Genomic DNA, 15,413 nt, shown 5'->3' on the forward strand with positions numbered 1-15,413 from the left:
GAATGGGGACCGGGTGATGAGGTCCGGAGATATGAAGTCCGTCGAGCTGGAGGATGGGAGAAGTGGCGTTCGAAGGCATGTCTGAGGGACGCCTCGACGCGTCCGCGTGGTGACCGTGGCCGCCTGGCCCCCTTGCCAGAACGTCCGTCTCGGCCAACCCGCCCGAGGAGCAGCCGCGTTGTGCGCGCAGGTGCCTCGCTACCCCCGTGCAGCTTGCTACCGACGAGTAGGACGATAGCAAGACTCGCCGCCCCGTCGGATGCAACCCCGGGTATTCAACGAGGAATTGGACGATCTGACGCGCGGCCAACGCATGGATGATGCCAATTCTGGCGCATCCTGACGCCCGCACGGAGCGGCTCGGCGAACCCGTCGGACCAGGTCTCCCCGCGCACGACGACGGGCGGGATGGTGGGAGAGCGACCGGACTCGCGACGAGTCCGACCGCCTCTCCGACCACCCCGCCCGTCGCGAGGACCCGGTGGACCTCCCCGGTGTCCAGGGTTGTCCGGAACGTTCCGGGTGTCCGTCAGAGACCTACGAGTCAGGCCACCGGGGCCGGGTAGGTCGGGTACTCCACCCCGGAGACGTGCTGGACGACGCGGATGACCTGGCAGGAGTAGCCGAACTCGTTGTCGTACCAGAGGTAGAGGATCGCGTTGTCACCGTCGACCTTGGTGGCGCCGGCGTCCACGATCGACGCGTGGCGCGAACCGACGAAGTCCATGGAGACGGCGTCGGGGGCGGTGGTGAAGTCGATCTGCCGCTTCAGCGGCGAGTGCAGCGAGACGTTGCGGAGGTAGTCGAGGACCTCTTCGCGGCTGGCCTCTCGGCCGAGCCGCAGGCTGAGGATCGCGATCGAGACGTCGGGCACCGGGACACGGATCGAGCTGCCGGTGATCGGCGCCTTGAGGTCGGGCAGCGCCTTGGCGACGGCGGAGGCGGCACCGGTCTCGGTGATCACCATGTTGAGCGGCGCGGAGCGGCCGCGACGGTCGGCCTTGTGGTAATTGTCCAGCAGGTTCTGGTCGTTGGTGAACGAGTGGACGGTCTCCACGTGGCCGCGCAGGACGCCGTACTCGTCGTCCATGGCCTTCAGCGGCGGGACGATGGCGTTGGTGGTGCAGGAGGCGCAGGACAGGATGCGCTCGTCCGGCTTCACCATGTCGTGGTTGACGCCGTGGACGATGTTCGGGACGTCACCCTTGCCAGGGGCGGTCAGGACGACCTTGTCGATACCGGGGCGCAGATGCTTGGAGAGACCCTCCCGGTCGCGCCACTTGCCGGTGTTGTCGATGAGGATGGCGTCCTTGATCCCGTACGCCGTGTAGTCGACGTCCGACGGGTCGTTGGCGTAGATCACCCGGATCGCGTTGCCGTTGGCGACGATCGTGCTGTTCGTCTCGTCGACCGTGATCGTGCCGTTGAACTGACCGTGGATCGAGTCGCGGCGCAGCAGCGAGGCGCGCTTGACGAGGTCCTGGTCACCGCCGCCGCGGACGACGATGGCACGCAGGCGCAGGCCGTTGCCGGAACCGGCCTTCTCGATCAGCAGACGGGCGACGAGGCGGCCGATGCGGCCGAAGCCGTAGAGGACGACGTCACGGCCGGTGGAGCGGTCGAGCTTGTTCTCGCCGATCGCACCGGCGACGGCCTCGGCAGTGAAGTCCGCCACCGACAGACCGCGGTCGTCGGCCTTGTACGTCGCGGCGAGCATGCCGATGTCGATCTGGGAGGGGCCGAGATCGAGCGCGGTGAGAGCTTGCAGGAAAGGCAGGGTTTCGGTGACCGAGAGTTCCTCACCGGCGATCTGCCGTGCGAATCGGTGGGTCTTCAGGATGCTGACCACCGACTTGTTCACCAACGACCGGCTATGCAGCAGGACCGTGACGTCACGCTCCCGGTGCAGCTTCCCGATCATCGGGATCATCGACTCCGCGATCTCCTCGCGGTTCTTCCAGTTGGTGAACGAGTCGTCATTGACAGTCACAGGTTTATCTTTCGAGCTAGGCGGTGCTCATATGCTAACCCGACCCTCTTCCGGTCACGCGGGCAGGACCACTTGAGGCATCGCCACGGTGAATTGTTCGGCCATATCACTACATACCGGGCGGCCGAGCCGGAGGAAGCGCGCGGTCCAGACGCCGTCGCCGTCACGGGCCGTCCGGGATCAGGAGGCGGCTCACGAAGAGGAGTTGGGATGGCGCGGCCCACCCACCTGCCGTCGGCGCCGCGCTCTCGCGACGCATTCGTCGCAGCGACGCGGTCGGCGCACGGACAACTCGCCCCCGCCCCGACAGGAACAAGGACGTCGCGGTGGGCGTACGGCACCACCCTCGCGACCCCATCCACCCGGCCGCGGACGCCGCGGCCGTCGCAGGCACACCCGGCCCGCCCGCGAACCCGTCGACAGCACGACGGAGACGCAGCCGCACCGGACGCCCGCCCCGCACGCAGGCCCCTCACAGGGAGGCGGCGCTCAGCGCCACCGCGCCCCCGCTCCGCCGGAGCCCCGCCGACGCGACGTACGCATCGAGCCGGCCGTCTTCAGCAGACGGTCGGCCCTCTCCCTGAGCGCGGGATGCGCGAGGACCGTGTTGCGCAGACCGCGCACCGGTCTGCGCCACATTCTGTGCGCCGCCGCCACCGGATGGGGACGGGCCGCGAAGCCTTCGCCCACGCGCAGTTCACGGGTCTTGAGCCAGTCCTTGTACTCCTTGTCACCGCGCCCCAGGTCCATGATCCGCACCCCGTCGCGGCCGGCCGCCTCCGCGGTCCGCAGATGCATGATCAACCCGGGTGAGTAGTAGTGGAAGTCGGGGTCGTACGCGGTGAACCACGCCGCGAGCACGGTCCGCGACCTCGGCCCGAAGTGGGCCGCCACCGGCCGGTCCCCCGCGTACAGCACGGACAGCACGCCGGTGAAATGCTCTTCGCGGACGTCGAACAGGTGGTCCACCAGATCGACGATCCACGGCCGCGCGAACCGGTCCATCCGCCCCGTCCTGCGGTACTGCGCGGACTTCCACTCCATGAGCCGGCGCAGCATCCGCGGGTCGCGCTCGTCGAAGACGAACCGCAGTTCGCCGGCGTCTCTCCCGATCCGGCGTTCCTTCTTCAGTGTCGTCTTGGCCAGCCCCGGGTACGTGGCGCGCAGCCAGCGCGCGTAGTCGCCGTCGCTGCGCTCCAGGTCGATGACCGGCGAGGCGAAGGTCCCCGTGACGTGCTTGGCGAAAGGCCTCTGCTCCTCGACGAGATGATCGAATTCGAGGATGGACAGGCCGCAGGCCCGCAGCAGTTCCTGAGCGTTCCAGGTGACACCGGGGCGGTGCACGAGGGCCTGGCAGTCGGAGAGCCCCAGCCCGACGGCCCGGCCGACGCCGAAGACGTTGCGCTCGTACGGGAAGAAGCCCACGGCCTCCCCGTCCTCCCACAGGACCGCCACCTGCGCCCCCGAGCGGTGCCTGCCGACCCCGATCGCGAACTCCGGCGCCAGGAACGGGTTGGCGTACACGGGCGACTCGTCCATGGCCTGATGCCACGCCTTGGACAGCGAGGCACCGAGTTCGTCGAGTCCGTGGATCGTTATGTCCACCTCAGATCAACCGCCCTTCCAGAGACTCCGCGAGGGACGTACCGGTCGCGACGCAGGCCGGTGAGGCGTGTGGATCACTGTTCATGGAACGCATGGACGACCGCTCTCCCCCCATGACGCGCTGTCCGCGTGCTGCCATTCCTTGGTATCTGCCGATCCCGCCGTGTACACGCTCCCCACTCGACCGGCGGCCGAGACCTGAACGGTTCGGCAGGGCTCAAACGTCGCGAAACAGTACGCACGCTGTCAAGGGCACCTACCGCAACGGAAGTCGGCGGATCGGGCGGACCGGTCCGCTCAGGGCCGTCCGACCCGCACATCCCGGGTTTTCGCGCCTTCCGAAGACACCGGAGGCCACCCCGCACGCCCCACTCGCCACCATGGCCGCACTCCCCCACCGGAGGCCCACCGGCCACACCGGTTCGACGCCTCGGCAGCCTCGAACGCCGTCGACCGGACAGCGACGGGGCATTCCCGCCCGTCCGTCCGCGCGACGAGGCGACCGAAGCTGCGCGACGCCTCACAGAAACAGGCGCGACGGAGTCACAGGAACAGGCGAGGACCGCCGCATACGGCCGACCGTCCGTCCGGCCACCCCCGATCGTTCAGCCGTCAACTCTCTTGCCTCCGCCGACCCACCCACCTAGCCTGAATTTGTGCCGCTAATAAACAAACCCCTCACCCCTCACATCACGCCAGGTCACGACCTCACCCGGCTCCGTATGGCCCTCACCACCTTCTTCGCCCTGGACGGCTTCGTCTTCGCCGGATGGGTCGTCCGCATTCCCGCGGTCAAGGAACAGACCGGCGCCTCGGCGAGCACCCTGGGCCTCGCCCTGCTCGGCGTCTCCGCGGGCGCCGTGATCACGATGATGCTCACCGGACGGCTGTGCCGCCGTTTCGGCAGCCACCCGATGACCGTGGTGTGCGGCGTCCTGCTGTCGCTCAGCGTCATGCTGCCTCCGCTGACGCATTCCGCGGGCGCACTCGCCGCCGTACTGCTGGTGTTCGGTGCCGCCTACGGCGGGATCAACGTCGCCATGAACAGTGCGGCCGTCGACCTCGTGGCCGCTCTGCGCCGTCCGGTGATGCCGAGCTTCCACGCGGCGTTCAGCCTCGGCGGCATGATCGGGGCGGGACTCGGCGGTCTGGTGGCCGGCCAGTTGTCCGCCACCCGCCATCTGTTCGGTCTCAGTCTGATCGGCCTGCTCGTCACGGCTCTCGCCGGACGGACCCTGCTCCGCCAGGAGGTGCCGACGCCACCCGATCGCGAGGACCGGGACGCGGACGCGGGTCGGACCATGGACGGCCGGGTCCGCCTGCTGGTGATCGTCTTCGGTCTGATCGCCCTGTGCACCGCCTACGGAGAGGGCGCCCTCGCGGACTGGGGCGCACTGCACCTGGAACAGGACCTGGACGCGCACCCGGGCGTCGCGGCGGCCGGCTACTCCTGCTTCGCCCTCGCCATGACGATCGGGCGGCTGAGCGGCACGACCCTCCTCGAACGCCTGGGGCGGACCCGCACCCTCGTCGCCGGCGGCACCACGGCGGCGCTCGGCATGCTGCTGGGTTCGCTCGCCCCCTCGGTCTGGGCGGCCCTGCTCGGCTTTGCCGTCACCGGGCTCGGGCTCGCCAACATCTTCCCGGTCGCCGTGGAACGCGCGGGGTCGCTCGCCGGTCCGAGCGGCGTCGCCGTCGCGTCCACGCTCGGCTACGGCGGCATGCTCCTCGGACCGCCCGCGATCGGATTCATGGCCGACTGGTACTCGCTGCCCACCGCCCTGACGAGTGTGGCGGCGCTGGCAGCCGTGGCCGCCGTCATCGGGTTCGCGACCCGGCGGGCGGCAGTGGGCTGACCCCGCCACGACACGAACGCCCGGCGAGGGCGATGCCGCCGCCATGCGAACGCCCTGTGCACACCGGGCCGCACCACCGTGCCGCCTGTCTCGGCCGCGCCCCGTCGGGCAGACTCGCCGCATGGAGATTACGGAGTTCGTGGAGACCCTGGACCGTGAGGGCCGGCTGCTGGCAGGGGCCGCGGAGGAGGCGGGTGCCGACGCCAAGGTCGCGACCTGTCCCGGCTGGCAGGTGCGGGACCTGGTGCGGCACACGGGCATGGTGCACCGGTGGGCGACCTCGTTCGTCGCCGAGGGGCACACTTCGTACCACCCCGACGGTGGCCTGCCGGATCTCGACGGCGCCGACCTCCTGAGCTGGTTCAGGGACGGACACCGACGGCTCGTCGACACCTTGGCGGGCGCCACGCCGGACGTACAGTGCTGGAGTTTTCTGCCGGCCCCTTCACCGCTCGCCTTCTGGGCGCGGCGGCAGGCCCACGAGACGACGGTGCACCGGGTCGACGCCGAGTCGGCACTCGGCCCGCAACGGAGCGCCGTCGCGGCTCAGTTCGCGGTGGACGGCATCGACGAGCTGCTGCGCGGCTTCCACGGCAGGACGCGGAGCAAGGTGCGGACACAGGAGCCGCGCGTCCTGCGGGTGCGGGCGACTGACGTCCCGGACGCGGTCTGGACCCTACGGCTCTCGCAGGAGCCGCCGGTCTGCGAGCGGGAGGGGCGAGGAGCGGCGGACTGCGAGCTGGCCGGCCCTGCCGACGAGCTCTACCTGTCCCTGTGGAACCGCCAGTCGTTCCCGGGCCTGACGGGCGACGCCTCGACGGCCGAAGTGTGGCGGGCGAAGTCCGGGATCACCTGGAGCTGAAGATCAACCAGATCCGAGGCGCCGCACCACGGCCCCGGGCGACCGGTCCGGTCACTCGCAGCCGGAGGGCGCGCCACCGGCCAGCATCCGGGTCAGCACCGCGCGCTGCACGGGAAGCACCTCACCGTGCAGGGTGCGCCCCTTCGGCGTCAGGCACACGCGGACGCCCCTGCGGTCCTCCTCGCACATACCCCGCGTGACCAGACCGTCCTTCTCCAGGCGGCCGATGAGCCGGGACAGAGCGCTCTGGCTCAGGTGGACGCGCTCGGAGATCTCCTGGACGCGGTAGGAGGCGCCGCCGTCGGAAGCGGTGCCCTCGGCGAGGACGTCGAGCACCTCGAAGTCGCTGGCGCCCAGACCGTGCTGATGCAGCTCGCGGTCCAGTTCGCACAGGGTGCGGGCGTGCACCGCCAGGATGTCGCGCCATTCGTTGACGAGCCCTTGCTCGGCCTTCTTCGCCGCCATGGCCGCACCGTAGCAAAGAATCCGCTTTGTTGCATCGGAATTAAATGCGCTTGCATCCAATGCATGTGCATGTAGTCTGACCGCATGACCTCTCCGCTCACCCACTCCGCGTCACAGGGGCGCTGGATCCCTCGGCTGTGGGGCACTCTGCTGGTGCTCTGCGCCGCGATGTTCCTGGACGCGCTGGACGTGTCGATGGTCGGCGTCGCCCTGCCGTCCATCGGTTCCGAACTCGACCTGTCCACCTCGACGCTCCAATGGATCGTCAGCGGCTACATCCTGGGATACGGCGGACTGCTCCTCCTCGGCGGACGCACCGCCGACCTGCTGGGCCGGCGCCAGGTCTTCCTGGTCGCTCTCGCGGTCTTCGCGCTCGCCTCCCTGCTCGGCGGTCTCGTCGACTCGGGCCCGCTGCTCATCGCCAGCCGCTTCATCAAGGGCCTCAGCGCGGCGTTCACCGCCCCGGCCGGCCTGTCGATCATCACCACGACGTTCGCCGAGGGCCCGCTCCGCAACCGCGCGCTCTCCATCTACACCACCTGCGCGGCCACTGGTTTCTCCATGGGCCTCGTCCTGTCCGGCCTGCTCACCGAGGCGAGTTGGCGCCTCACCATGCTGCTGCCCGCACCCATCGCAGTCATCGCCCTGTTCGCCGGACTGAGGCTCATCCCGCGCAGCGAGCGCGAGAAGGACCACCGCGGGTACGACATACCCGGCGCCATCCTCGGCACCGGCGCGATGCTGCTGCTCGTCTTCACCGTGGTCCAGGCCCCCGAAGCGGGCTGGGGCTCGGCCCGCACGCTGCTCTCCTTCGCCGCGGTCGCCGTCCTCCTCACCGTCTTCGTGGCTGTCGAGCGACGCAGCCCGAGCCCGCTGATCCGGCTCGGCGTGCTGCGCTCGGGCAGCCAGATCCGGGCCCAGCTCGGCGCGATGGCCTTCTTCGGCTCGTACGTCGGCTTTCAGTTCCTGGTGACGCTGTACATGCAGTCGCTGCTGGGCTGGTCCGCCCTGCACACGGCACTCGCCTTCCTGCCCGCCGGCGCGCTGGTGGCGCTGTCCTCCACGAAGGTGGGCGCCGTCGTCGACCGGTTCGGCACACCACGGCTCATCGCGACGGGCTTCGCCCTGATGGTCGCCGGCTACGCGCTCTTCCTGCGCGTCGACCTCGACCCCGGGTACGCTGCGGCCATCCTGCCGACCATGCTGCTGATCGGCGCGGCCTGCGCGCTGGTCTTCCCCTCGCTCAACATCCAGGCCACCAACGGTGTCGAGGACCACGAGCAGGGCATGGTCTCGGGTCTGCTCAACACCTCGGTGCAGGTCGGCGGCGCGATCTTCCTGGCCGTCGTCACCGCGGTCGTGACCGCGAACTCGTCCGAGGGCGCCTCGCCCCAAGCCGTCCTCGACAGCTACCGTCCCGGCCTGATCGTGGTGACGGGCATCGCGGTGGCGGGCCTGCTGATCACCCTGCCGGGACTGCGGACACGGCGCACCGGACACTCGGTCCTGGTCGCCAAGTCCCCTGAGAGGGAGGCCGAGAAGGAGCCCGTGGCGCTCCGCGACTAGGGCGACGGCTCCCCACGGTGTGCGTCCGGCGAGGCCCCTTGCCCCGCCGGACGCACACCTGTTTCACTCGCCGGATGAAGAACCACGGGGGATCGCCTGGGCGTTCACGCGGCCAACGCACGGAAGGCACGCACACCGACGGCTCCACGCCCGGGACGCGGACCGCGGACGAGGCCCGGACCACGCCCGAGCGGCGCACCCAGGCTCAGCGGGACGCGATGACCGTGGAGATCGGATACGCGCTGCTCAGCGCCGCGTTCGTGGCGGCCGTCGCCTTCGGGACGGTGGCCGGCCCGGCGCTGTTCCTCGCCCTGCCGGACACCGCCGTGCGGGCACTCGCCATGACGGGCGTCGGCACGGCCGTCCTCGTCTTCGCCGTACGGGTGGTCACCGTGCTGGTCCGCTTCGGACGCGAGACCGTCGCTCAGCCCAGCCAGCCCGGCCGCACCAGCCCCGACTCGTAGGCGAGAACGACCAGTTGGGCCCGGTCCCGGGCCCCCAGCTTCACCATCGTGCGACTCACGTGGGTCTTCGCCGTGAGCGGGCTGACGACCAGACGGCGGGCGATCTCGTCGTTCGAGAGGCCGATGCCGACCAGGGCCATCACCTCCCTCTCCCGCTCGGTGAGTTCGGCCAGGGACTCCGCGGCCGCCGGCTCCTTGGAACGAGCCGCGAACTCCGAGATCAGCCGCCGCGTCACCCCCGGTGACAGCAGGGCGTCACCTTCGACCACCGCCCGTACGGCGCGCAGGAGTTCCTCCGGCTCGGTGTCCTTGACGAGGAAGCCGGAGGCCCCCGAGCGGATCGCCTCGAAGACGTACTCGTCCAGCTCGAACGTGGTGAGCATGACCACCTTGACGTCCTTCAGATCCGCGTCGTCGGTGACCCGGCGCGTCGCGGCGAGGCCGTCCAGCAGCGGCATCCGGATGTCCATCAGGACGACGTCCGGCCGTAGTTCGCACACCTTGCGCAGCGCCTCCTCGCCGTCGGCCGCCTCACCGGCCACCTCGATGTCCGGCTGCGCGTCGAGCAACGCCCTGAACCCCGCCCGCACCAGTGCCTGGTCGTCGGCGAGCAGTACGCGGATCACCGGTCCTCCTCGACCTTCGACGGCAGTACGGCCAGCACGCGGAAGCCCCCGTCCCCACGAGGGCCCGCCTCGATCGTGCCACCCAGGGCCGCGGCCCGCTCCCGCATTCCGGCCAGACCGTTACCGCTTCCGCCCGCGTCGGCGCCGGTGGACGGTCCGTCGTCGTCGATCCGCAGACGCAGCGCGCTCTCCCCATGGTCGAGCCGCACCCGCGCGCGCCGCGAGCCCGAATGCCGTACGACGTTGGTGAGCGCCTCCTGGACGATGCGGAACGCCGCCAGGTCGATCCCGGGCGGCAGCTTCGGCACCGCGTCCGCGCCCTCGACCTCCACCGTGAGGCCCGCGCCCGCCGCCTGCTCGACCAGTTCGGGGAGGCGGTCGAGTCCCGGTGCCGGGGCACGCGGCGCCTCCCCCGGGGCACGCAGTGTGTCGAGCACCTGCCGGACCTCGCCGAGCGCCTCCTTGCTGGCGGCCTTGATGGTCGTCAGCGCCGTGCGCGCCTGTTCCGGGTCGGAGTCGAGCAGCGCGAGGCCGACGCCGGCCTGGACGTTGATCACCGAAATGCTGTGCGCCAGCACGTCGTGGAGCTCACGCGCGATCCGCAGCCGTTCCTCGTCGGCACGCCGCCGCGCGGCCTGCGCCCGTTCGGCCCGGTCACGGGCCCACTGCTCTCGGCGCACCCGTACCAGTTCCGACAGCGCGACGATCGCCACGATCCAGGTGGCGGTCACGATCTCCTGCCCCCAGGACGCCGACCGGTCCCCGGCGGGCGGCAGCCACCGGTACAGCCAGTGCCCCACCAGCACATGCCCGGCCCAGAGCATGCCGACCGCCGTCCAGGCGGCCCGGCGGTGCCCGCTGACGACCGCGCTGAAGCAGCCCAGCGCGACGGTGAGGAAGACGGGACCGTACGGGTATCCGGCGCCGAGATACACCAGCGCCGCCCCCGCCGTGCCGAACGCGACGGGCACCGGCCACCTCTGCCGCCAGAGCAGCAGCCCGCAGGCCGCGAGCAACAGCGCCCGCCCGAAGAGGTCGAGTTGGACGCGATCGCCGGTCTGGGAGTGGGCCGCGACGTTCGAGCCGATGAGGACGAAGACCGTCAGCGCGAGCGTGGACCGCCACGGCAGGCGGGCGGCACGCTCCGGGTCGCCCCAGCGGCTCCAGCCGGGCGGCCCGTGCCGCCACCACAGGTGCGGCCCTCCCCACCCCGGGAACCTGGGGGTGCGCTGCTCTTCCATGACGGCCACGCTAGACCTCCCCGGACGGCGACCGCGTCCGCCGGGCGAGGTGATCAGGCGTACTCCCCGGGGAGTACCGGGGCGCCCCGCGGAGCGGTGGACGACCAGCCCGTCCGACCGGACAGCCCGGCCAGTCCGCCCGACCAGCTGTACTAGCCCGCGGAACCGGCCGTCCGCGGGGACACCAGACCGACTTCGTGGGCCAGTCGCCCCGCCGCGTGCCGGAAGAACGCCTCCCGGTCCTCGACGACCCGGTGGAACTGCCCGAACAGCTCGAAACCGATCAGCCCGTACAGCTGCGCCCATGCGGCCACGAGCGCCGTCACCGCCTCGGGCGGCAGGTCCGGCGCGAGCTCGGCGGCCATGCGCCGCGCCTCCGGCTTCAGCTCGGCGGGCAGCGGCGTGCGGGCCAGCCCCTTGTCCCGGTACGCGTCCCTGACGATGGAGATCAGGAGCAGCCCCACCCGGGCAGCGGCCGGGATGGTCGTCTCCGGGGCGGTGTAACCGGGGACCGGCGAGCCGTAGATCAGCGTGTACTCCTGGGGATGCTCCAGCGCCCAGCGGCGTACCGCCGTGCAGACGGTGATCCAGCGCTCCCGGGGGTCCGCCCCTGCCACCTCGGCGTGCGCCGCCTCAGCGGTCTCGCCGAGCGAGTCGTACGCGTCGATGATGAGTGCGGTCAGCAGGTCGTCACGGCTGGGGAAGTAGCGGTACAGCGCGGACGAGACCATGCCGAGTTCGCGGGCCACGGCCCGCAGCGAGAGTTTGGCGGCACCGTCCGCGGCGAGCTGTCTGCGCGCCTCGTCCTTGATGGCCGCGGTGACCTCGATCCTGGCCCGGGCTCGCGCCCCTCGTGCCGTACTCATGCTCGCGTCCCTCGTGCGGTACTCATGCCGGGCAGTCTGACACGTTCGCAGAGCACTGCACACAAAGGAGAGCATCGATCCGAAACCGGAGCGATGCTTCCAAGCCAGATCGGCGCCCTGATTGAAGAACGGCGCTCCGAAAAGAGAGCACCGCTCTTGCATTGGTGCACCGATCTGGAGCAGACTGCTCTCGAACGAGAGCAGTGCTCACAACAGAGAGCGTCGCTCTCTCGATCGATGGGGGTCATCATGTCCACTCACGTCCAGAAGCCCGGCTGGTTCACCGTGAACGTCTTCAACCGCGCGGTCGCCTGGATCACGCGTCGCGGGCTCAGCGTCTGGGGCTCCCGCGTGCTGGCCGTGCGTGGCCGCAAGAGCGGCGAGTGGCGGACGACCCCGGTCAATCTGCTCGTCGTGGACGGGCAGCAGTACCTGGTGGCCCCGCGCGGACATGTCCAGTGGACGCACAACATGCGGGCGGCGGGCGGCGGCGAGCTGCGACTCGGCAAGAACGTGGACGTGTTCACGGCGACCGAGGTCGCCGACGCGGACAAGGTCCCGCTGCTGCGTGCCTACCTCAAGCGCTGGAAGGCGGAAGTCGGCGTCTTCTTCAACGGTGTCGGCCCCGACTCGTCCAACGAGGAACTGCTGCGCATCGCCCCGGACCACCCGGTCTTCCGCGTCACGGTCACCGGCTGACCCTGCCGACCGGCGGCCGCCCGGCCGCCGGCGGGCAGCGGTTCACCACGGACCCGGCCGTGGGCGCGTCGGCCAGGGCCGGGCACTGAGCCGTCGGCGGCGTCCGGCCTTCAAGAGGCCCGCGCACCCCGGCGTCCAGGGCGTACCGACCCCCGTACCCGCCTCGGCCCTCATGCCGAGCTCTGCCGCCGCCCCGAACTCACCGGTTGCCGGCGCCGACACTCAGCCCTCGACCGTGCCCGCCGCTCCGCGGTCGAACGCGGTCAGAGCCCGGCCGGCCATCGGATGGGTACGTACCAGCTCGCCGAGCGACGTCGACCCACGGGTGATCCCGGTGAAGGCCCTCCACGCGGGCCGGACGGTCGTGAGCGCCGCGTGGAACAGACCGGGGCGGCGCTCGAAGGCGTTGAGCATGCGCTTGCCGACGCTCATCTCGACGCCGAGGCCCGCCTTGACGGCGAAGGCGTAATTGAGCGCCTGGCGCCGCGCGTCCACCGCGTCGTGCGCCTCGGCGATCCGTACCGCCCACTCCCCCGCGAGCCGCCCGGAGCGCAGCGCGAAGGAGATGCCCTCACGCGTCCACGGTTCGAGCAGCCCGGCCGCGTCCCCGCACACCAGGACCCGGCCGCGCGACAGCGGGGAGTCGTCGGCGCGGCAGCGCGTGAGGTGACCCGAGGAGATCGCCGGTTCGAAGCCGGCGAGGCCGAGGCGGGCGATGAAGTCCTCCAAGTAGCGCTTGGTGGCGGCCCCTTCGCCACGCGCGGAGATCACGCCGACGGTGAGCGTGTCCCCCTTGGGGAACACCCATCCGTAACTGCCGGGCATGGGGCCCCAGTCGATGAGGACCCGGCCCTGCCAGTCCTCGGCGACGGTCTGCGGGACCGGGATCTCCGCCTCCAGGCCGAGGTCGACCTGGTCGAGCTTCACACCGACGTGAGCTCCTATGCGGCTGGCGCTGCCGTCGGCGCCGACGACCGCCCGCGCCAGTACCGTCTCGCCGCCCTGGAGCACGACGGCGACGGTGCGCCGGTCGGGGACGGCCGAGCCGTGCTGCTCGACTCGGGAGACCGTGACGCCCGTGCGCAGCTCGGCGCCCGCCTTCTGAGCGTGTTCGACGAGCTGCTGGTCGAACTCCGGCCGGTTGATCAGCCCGAACAGCATCTGCTTGGAACGCCGGGTGCGGGTGAACCTGCCGTCGAGCGAGAACGTGACCGCGTTCACGCGGTCACGGAACGGCAACTCGAAGCCGGGTGGCAGCGCGTCGCGCGACGGGCCGATGATGCCACCGCCGCACGTCTTGTAGCGGGGCAGCTCCGCTTTCTCCAGCAGCAGGACACTGCGTCCCGCGACCGCTGCCGCGTAGGCGGCCGATGCCCCTGCGGGGCCCGCGCCGACCACGACGACGTCCCACACCCGCTGCCCGTCGTCCGCCGAAGTGTTCTCGCTGCTCACGATGGTCTACTGCTCCCAGTCCAGCCGTCTGCCGCACCTGTCCCCCGCATCCTACGGCGGGCATCGCCGCAGGCCGCTGTGGGAGGATCGGCAGCGTATGCGCCCTGCACACCAGTAAGCGCGTACGCACCACCTGATCACCTGTACACAGAAGTCAACGTCGCACCCACAAGGAGCGTGCCCATGTCGTCGAATCCGGTCGCCGAGACCGTCGCCTCGCTCATGCCCCGTGCGAAGGCGGAGCTCGCCGAGCTGGTGGCCTTCAAGTCGGTGGCGGACTTCGACCAATATCCCAGGAGCGAGAGCGAGGGCGCGGCGAACTGGATAGTCGACGCGCTGCGCGCCGAGGGCTTCCAGGACCTGGCGCTGCTCGACACCCCTGACGGCACGCAGTCGGTGTACGGCTTCCTGCCCGGACCGGAGGGTGCGAAGACGGTCCTGCTCTACGCGCACTACGACGTGCAGCCACCGCTGGACGAGGCGGGCTGGGTGACGCCGCCGTTCGAGCTGACGGAGCGCGACGGCCGCTGGTACGGGCGCGGCAGCGCCGACTGCAAGGGCGGCGTCATCATGCACCTGCTCGCCCTGCGGGCGCTGAAGGCGAACGGCGGCGTCCCGGTGCACGTCAAGGTGATCGTCGAGGGTTCGGAGGAGCAGGGCACCGGCGGCCTCGAGCGGTACGCCGAGGAGCACCCGGAGTTGCTGACGGCCGACACCATCGTCATCGGCGACGCCGGCAACTTCCGCGCCGGGCTGCCGACGGTGACCGCGACGCTGCGCGGCATGACCCTCGTACGCATTCAGGTGGACACCCTCGAAGGGAACCTGCACTCGGGGCAGTTCGGCGGGGCGGCGCCCGACGCGCTGGCGGCGCTGATCCGCGTCCTGGACTCGCTGCGGGCCGAGGACGGTTCGACGACGGTCGACGGTCTCGCGGGCGACGAGGCCTGGGACGGGCTGCAGTACGACGAGGAGTCGTTCCGCAAGGACGCCAAGGTGCTCGACGGGGTGGAACTCATCGGCTCCGGGACGATCGCCGACCGCATCTGGGCGCGTCCGGCCGTGACCGTCCTCGGCATCGACTGCCCGCCGGTGGTCGGCGCGACGGCCTCCGTGCAGGCGGGCGCCCGCGCGCTGGTGAGCCTGCGGGTGCCGCCGGGCGCGGACGCCGCCGAGGCGACCAAGCTGCTCCAGGCCCACCTGGAGACGCGTACGCCGTGGGGCGCGCGGGTGAGCACCGAGCAGATCGGCCAGGGCCAGCCGTTCCGCGCCGACACGTCGAGCCCGGCGTACGCGGCGATGACCGATGCCATGTCGGTCGCGTACGCGGGCCAGGAGATGCAGTACGCGGGCCTGGGCGGCTCCATCCCGCTGTGCAACACCCTCGCCTCGCTGTACCCGCGGGCCGAGATCCTGCTCATCGGCCTGAGCGAGCCGGAGGCACAGATCCACGCGGTGAACGAGGGCGTTTCACCGGACGAGCTGGAGCGTCTGTCGGTCGCCGAGGCGCTGTTCCTGCGGAACTACGCGGCAAGCTGACCGCTCTTCAGGCCGGGTGCCGGGCAGCGGTCGACACCGACCGCTCATGCCCGGCGTCCGGCGTCCATCGCCCGGCGTCCGGCATCCGGCATCCGGCATCCGGCATCCGGCATCCGGCATCCGGCATCCGGCATCCGGCATCCGGCATCCGGCCGGAGAAGACCACGCACGGGCCGACCCGA

The 15,413-nt window shown here is 70.9% G+C and carries 13 protein-coding genes; 6 read left to right on the forward strand and 7 right to left on the reverse strand.

All coding sequences use genetic code 11. The features are described from left to right. Positions 1-544 precede the first annotated feature (544 nt). Positions 545-1,990 carry a glyceraldehyde-3-phosphate dehydrogenase gene (locus H305_RS0106125; RefSeq protein WP_028799641.1) on the reverse strand — a complete coding sequence of 482 codons (1,446 nt, stop codon included), beginning with the start codon at positions 1,988-1,990 and terminating at the stop codon, positions 545-547. Between the two features lie 489 nt (positions 1,991-2,479). Continuing rightward, positions 2,480-3,595 carry a GNAT family N-acetyltransferase gene (locus H305_RS0106130; protein ID WP_028799642.1) on the reverse strand — a complete coding sequence of 372 codons (1,116 nt, stop codon included), beginning with the start codon at positions 3,593-3,595 and terminating at the stop codon, positions 2,480-2,482. 722 nt (positions 3,596-4,317) lie between these two features. On the opposite strand from H305_RS0106130, the gene H305_RS0106135 reads away from it, so the two are divergent. Both H305_RS0106135 and H305_RS0106140 read left to right on the forward strand, forming a co-directional pair. Beyond that, the gene (locus tag H305_RS0106135) at positions 4,318-5,451 is read left to right on the forward strand and encodes an MFS transporter (protein WP_037762535.1); all 1,134 of its coding nucleotides are present in this window, start codon (positions 4,318-4,320) and stop codon (positions 5,449-5,451) included. A gap of 121 nt (positions 5,452-5,572) precedes the next feature. Then, positions 5,573-6,313, forward strand: a complete 741-nt coding sequence (locus H305_RS0106140; RefSeq protein ID WP_028799644.1) for a maleylpyruvate isomerase family mycothiol-dependent enzyme — start codon at positions 5,573-5,575, stop codon at positions 6,311-6,313. Between the two features lie 51 nt (positions 6,314-6,364). Here H305_RS0106140 and H305_RS0106145 read toward each other — a convergent pair whose 3' ends face one another. Continuing rightward, the gene (locus H305_RS0106145; RefSeq protein WP_028799645.1) at positions 6,365-6,778 is read right to left on the reverse strand and encodes a MarR family winged helix-turn-helix transcriptional regulator; all 414 of its coding nucleotides are present in this window, start codon (positions 6,776-6,778) and stop codon (positions 6,365-6,367) included. Between the two features lie 84 nt (positions 6,779-6,862). On the opposite strand from H305_RS0106145, the gene H305_RS0106150 reads away from it, so the two are divergent. After that, the gene (locus H305_RS0106150) at positions 6,863-8,344 is read left to right on the forward strand and encodes an MFS transporter (RefSeq protein ID WP_028799646.1); all 1,482 of its coding nucleotides are present in this window, start codon (positions 6,863-6,865) and stop codon (positions 8,342-8,344) included. A gap of 218 nt (positions 8,345-8,562) precedes the next feature. Next, positions 8,563-8,808, forward strand: coding sequence for a DUF6332 family protein (locus H305_RS44615; protein ID WP_051370393.1), 246 nt, complete (start codon positions 8,563-8,565; stop codon positions 8,806-8,808). Here H305_RS44615 and H305_RS0106160 read toward each other — a convergent pair. The 3 genes from H305_RS0106160 to H305_RS0106175 all read right to left on the reverse strand — a co-directional run bounded on the left by H305_RS0106160 (position 8,769) and on the right by H305_RS0106175 (position 11,541). Beyond that, on the reverse strand, positions 8,769-9,434 hold the full coding sequence (locus H305_RS0106160; protein ID WP_028799647.1) for a response regulator transcription factor: 666 nt from the start codon (positions 9,432-9,434) through the stop codon (positions 8,769-8,771). The genes H305_RS44615 and H305_RS0106160 overlap by 40 nt on opposite strands. Further along, on the reverse strand, positions 9,431-10,675 hold the full coding sequence (locus H305_RS0106165; protein WP_028799648.1) for a sensor histidine kinase: 1,245 nt from the start codon (positions 10,673-10,675) through the stop codon (positions 9,431-9,433). The genes H305_RS0106160 and H305_RS0106165 overlap by 4 nt, the downstream gene beginning before the upstream one ends. Before the next feature lie 152 nt (positions 10,676-10,827). Beyond that, positions 10,828-11,541: a TetR/AcrR family transcriptional regulator gene (locus tag H305_RS0106175; RefSeq protein ID WP_028799649.1), complete on the reverse strand. Its 714-nt coding sequence runs from the start codon at positions 11,539-11,541 to the stop codon at positions 10,828-10,830. A 249-nt stretch (positions 11,542-11,790) separates the two neighbouring features. Between H305_RS0106175 and H305_RS0106180 the strand changes: the two genes are divergently transcribed. Further along, a complete protein-coding gene (locus tag H305_RS0106180) occupies positions 11,791-12,240 on the forward strand; it encodes a nitroreductase family deazaflavin-dependent oxidoreductase (RefSeq protein ID WP_028799650.1) in 450 nt (149 codons plus the stop codon). A gap of 222 nt (positions 12,241-12,462) precedes the next feature. On the opposite strand, the gene H305_RS0106185 is transcribed toward H305_RS0106180, so the two are convergent. Then, positions 12,463-13,692, reverse strand: a complete 1,230-nt coding sequence (locus H305_RS0106185) for a geranylgeranyl reductase family protein (protein ID WP_028799651.1) — start codon at positions 13,690-13,692, stop codon at positions 12,463-12,465. Between the two features lie 183 nt (positions 13,693-13,875). Between H305_RS0106185 and H305_RS0106190 the strand changes: the two genes are divergently transcribed. Further along, positions 13,876-15,231, forward strand: coding sequence for a dipeptidase (locus H305_RS0106190; protein ID WP_028799652.1), 1,356 nt, complete (start codon positions 13,876-13,878; stop codon positions 15,229-15,231). Positions 15,232-15,413 lie beyond the last annotated feature (182 nt).

The organism is Streptomyces sp. 142MFCol3.1, assembly GCF_000424945.1.
Lineage (GTDB): Bacteria > Actinomycetota > Actinomycetes > Streptomycetales > Streptomycetaceae > Streptomyces > Streptomyces siamensis.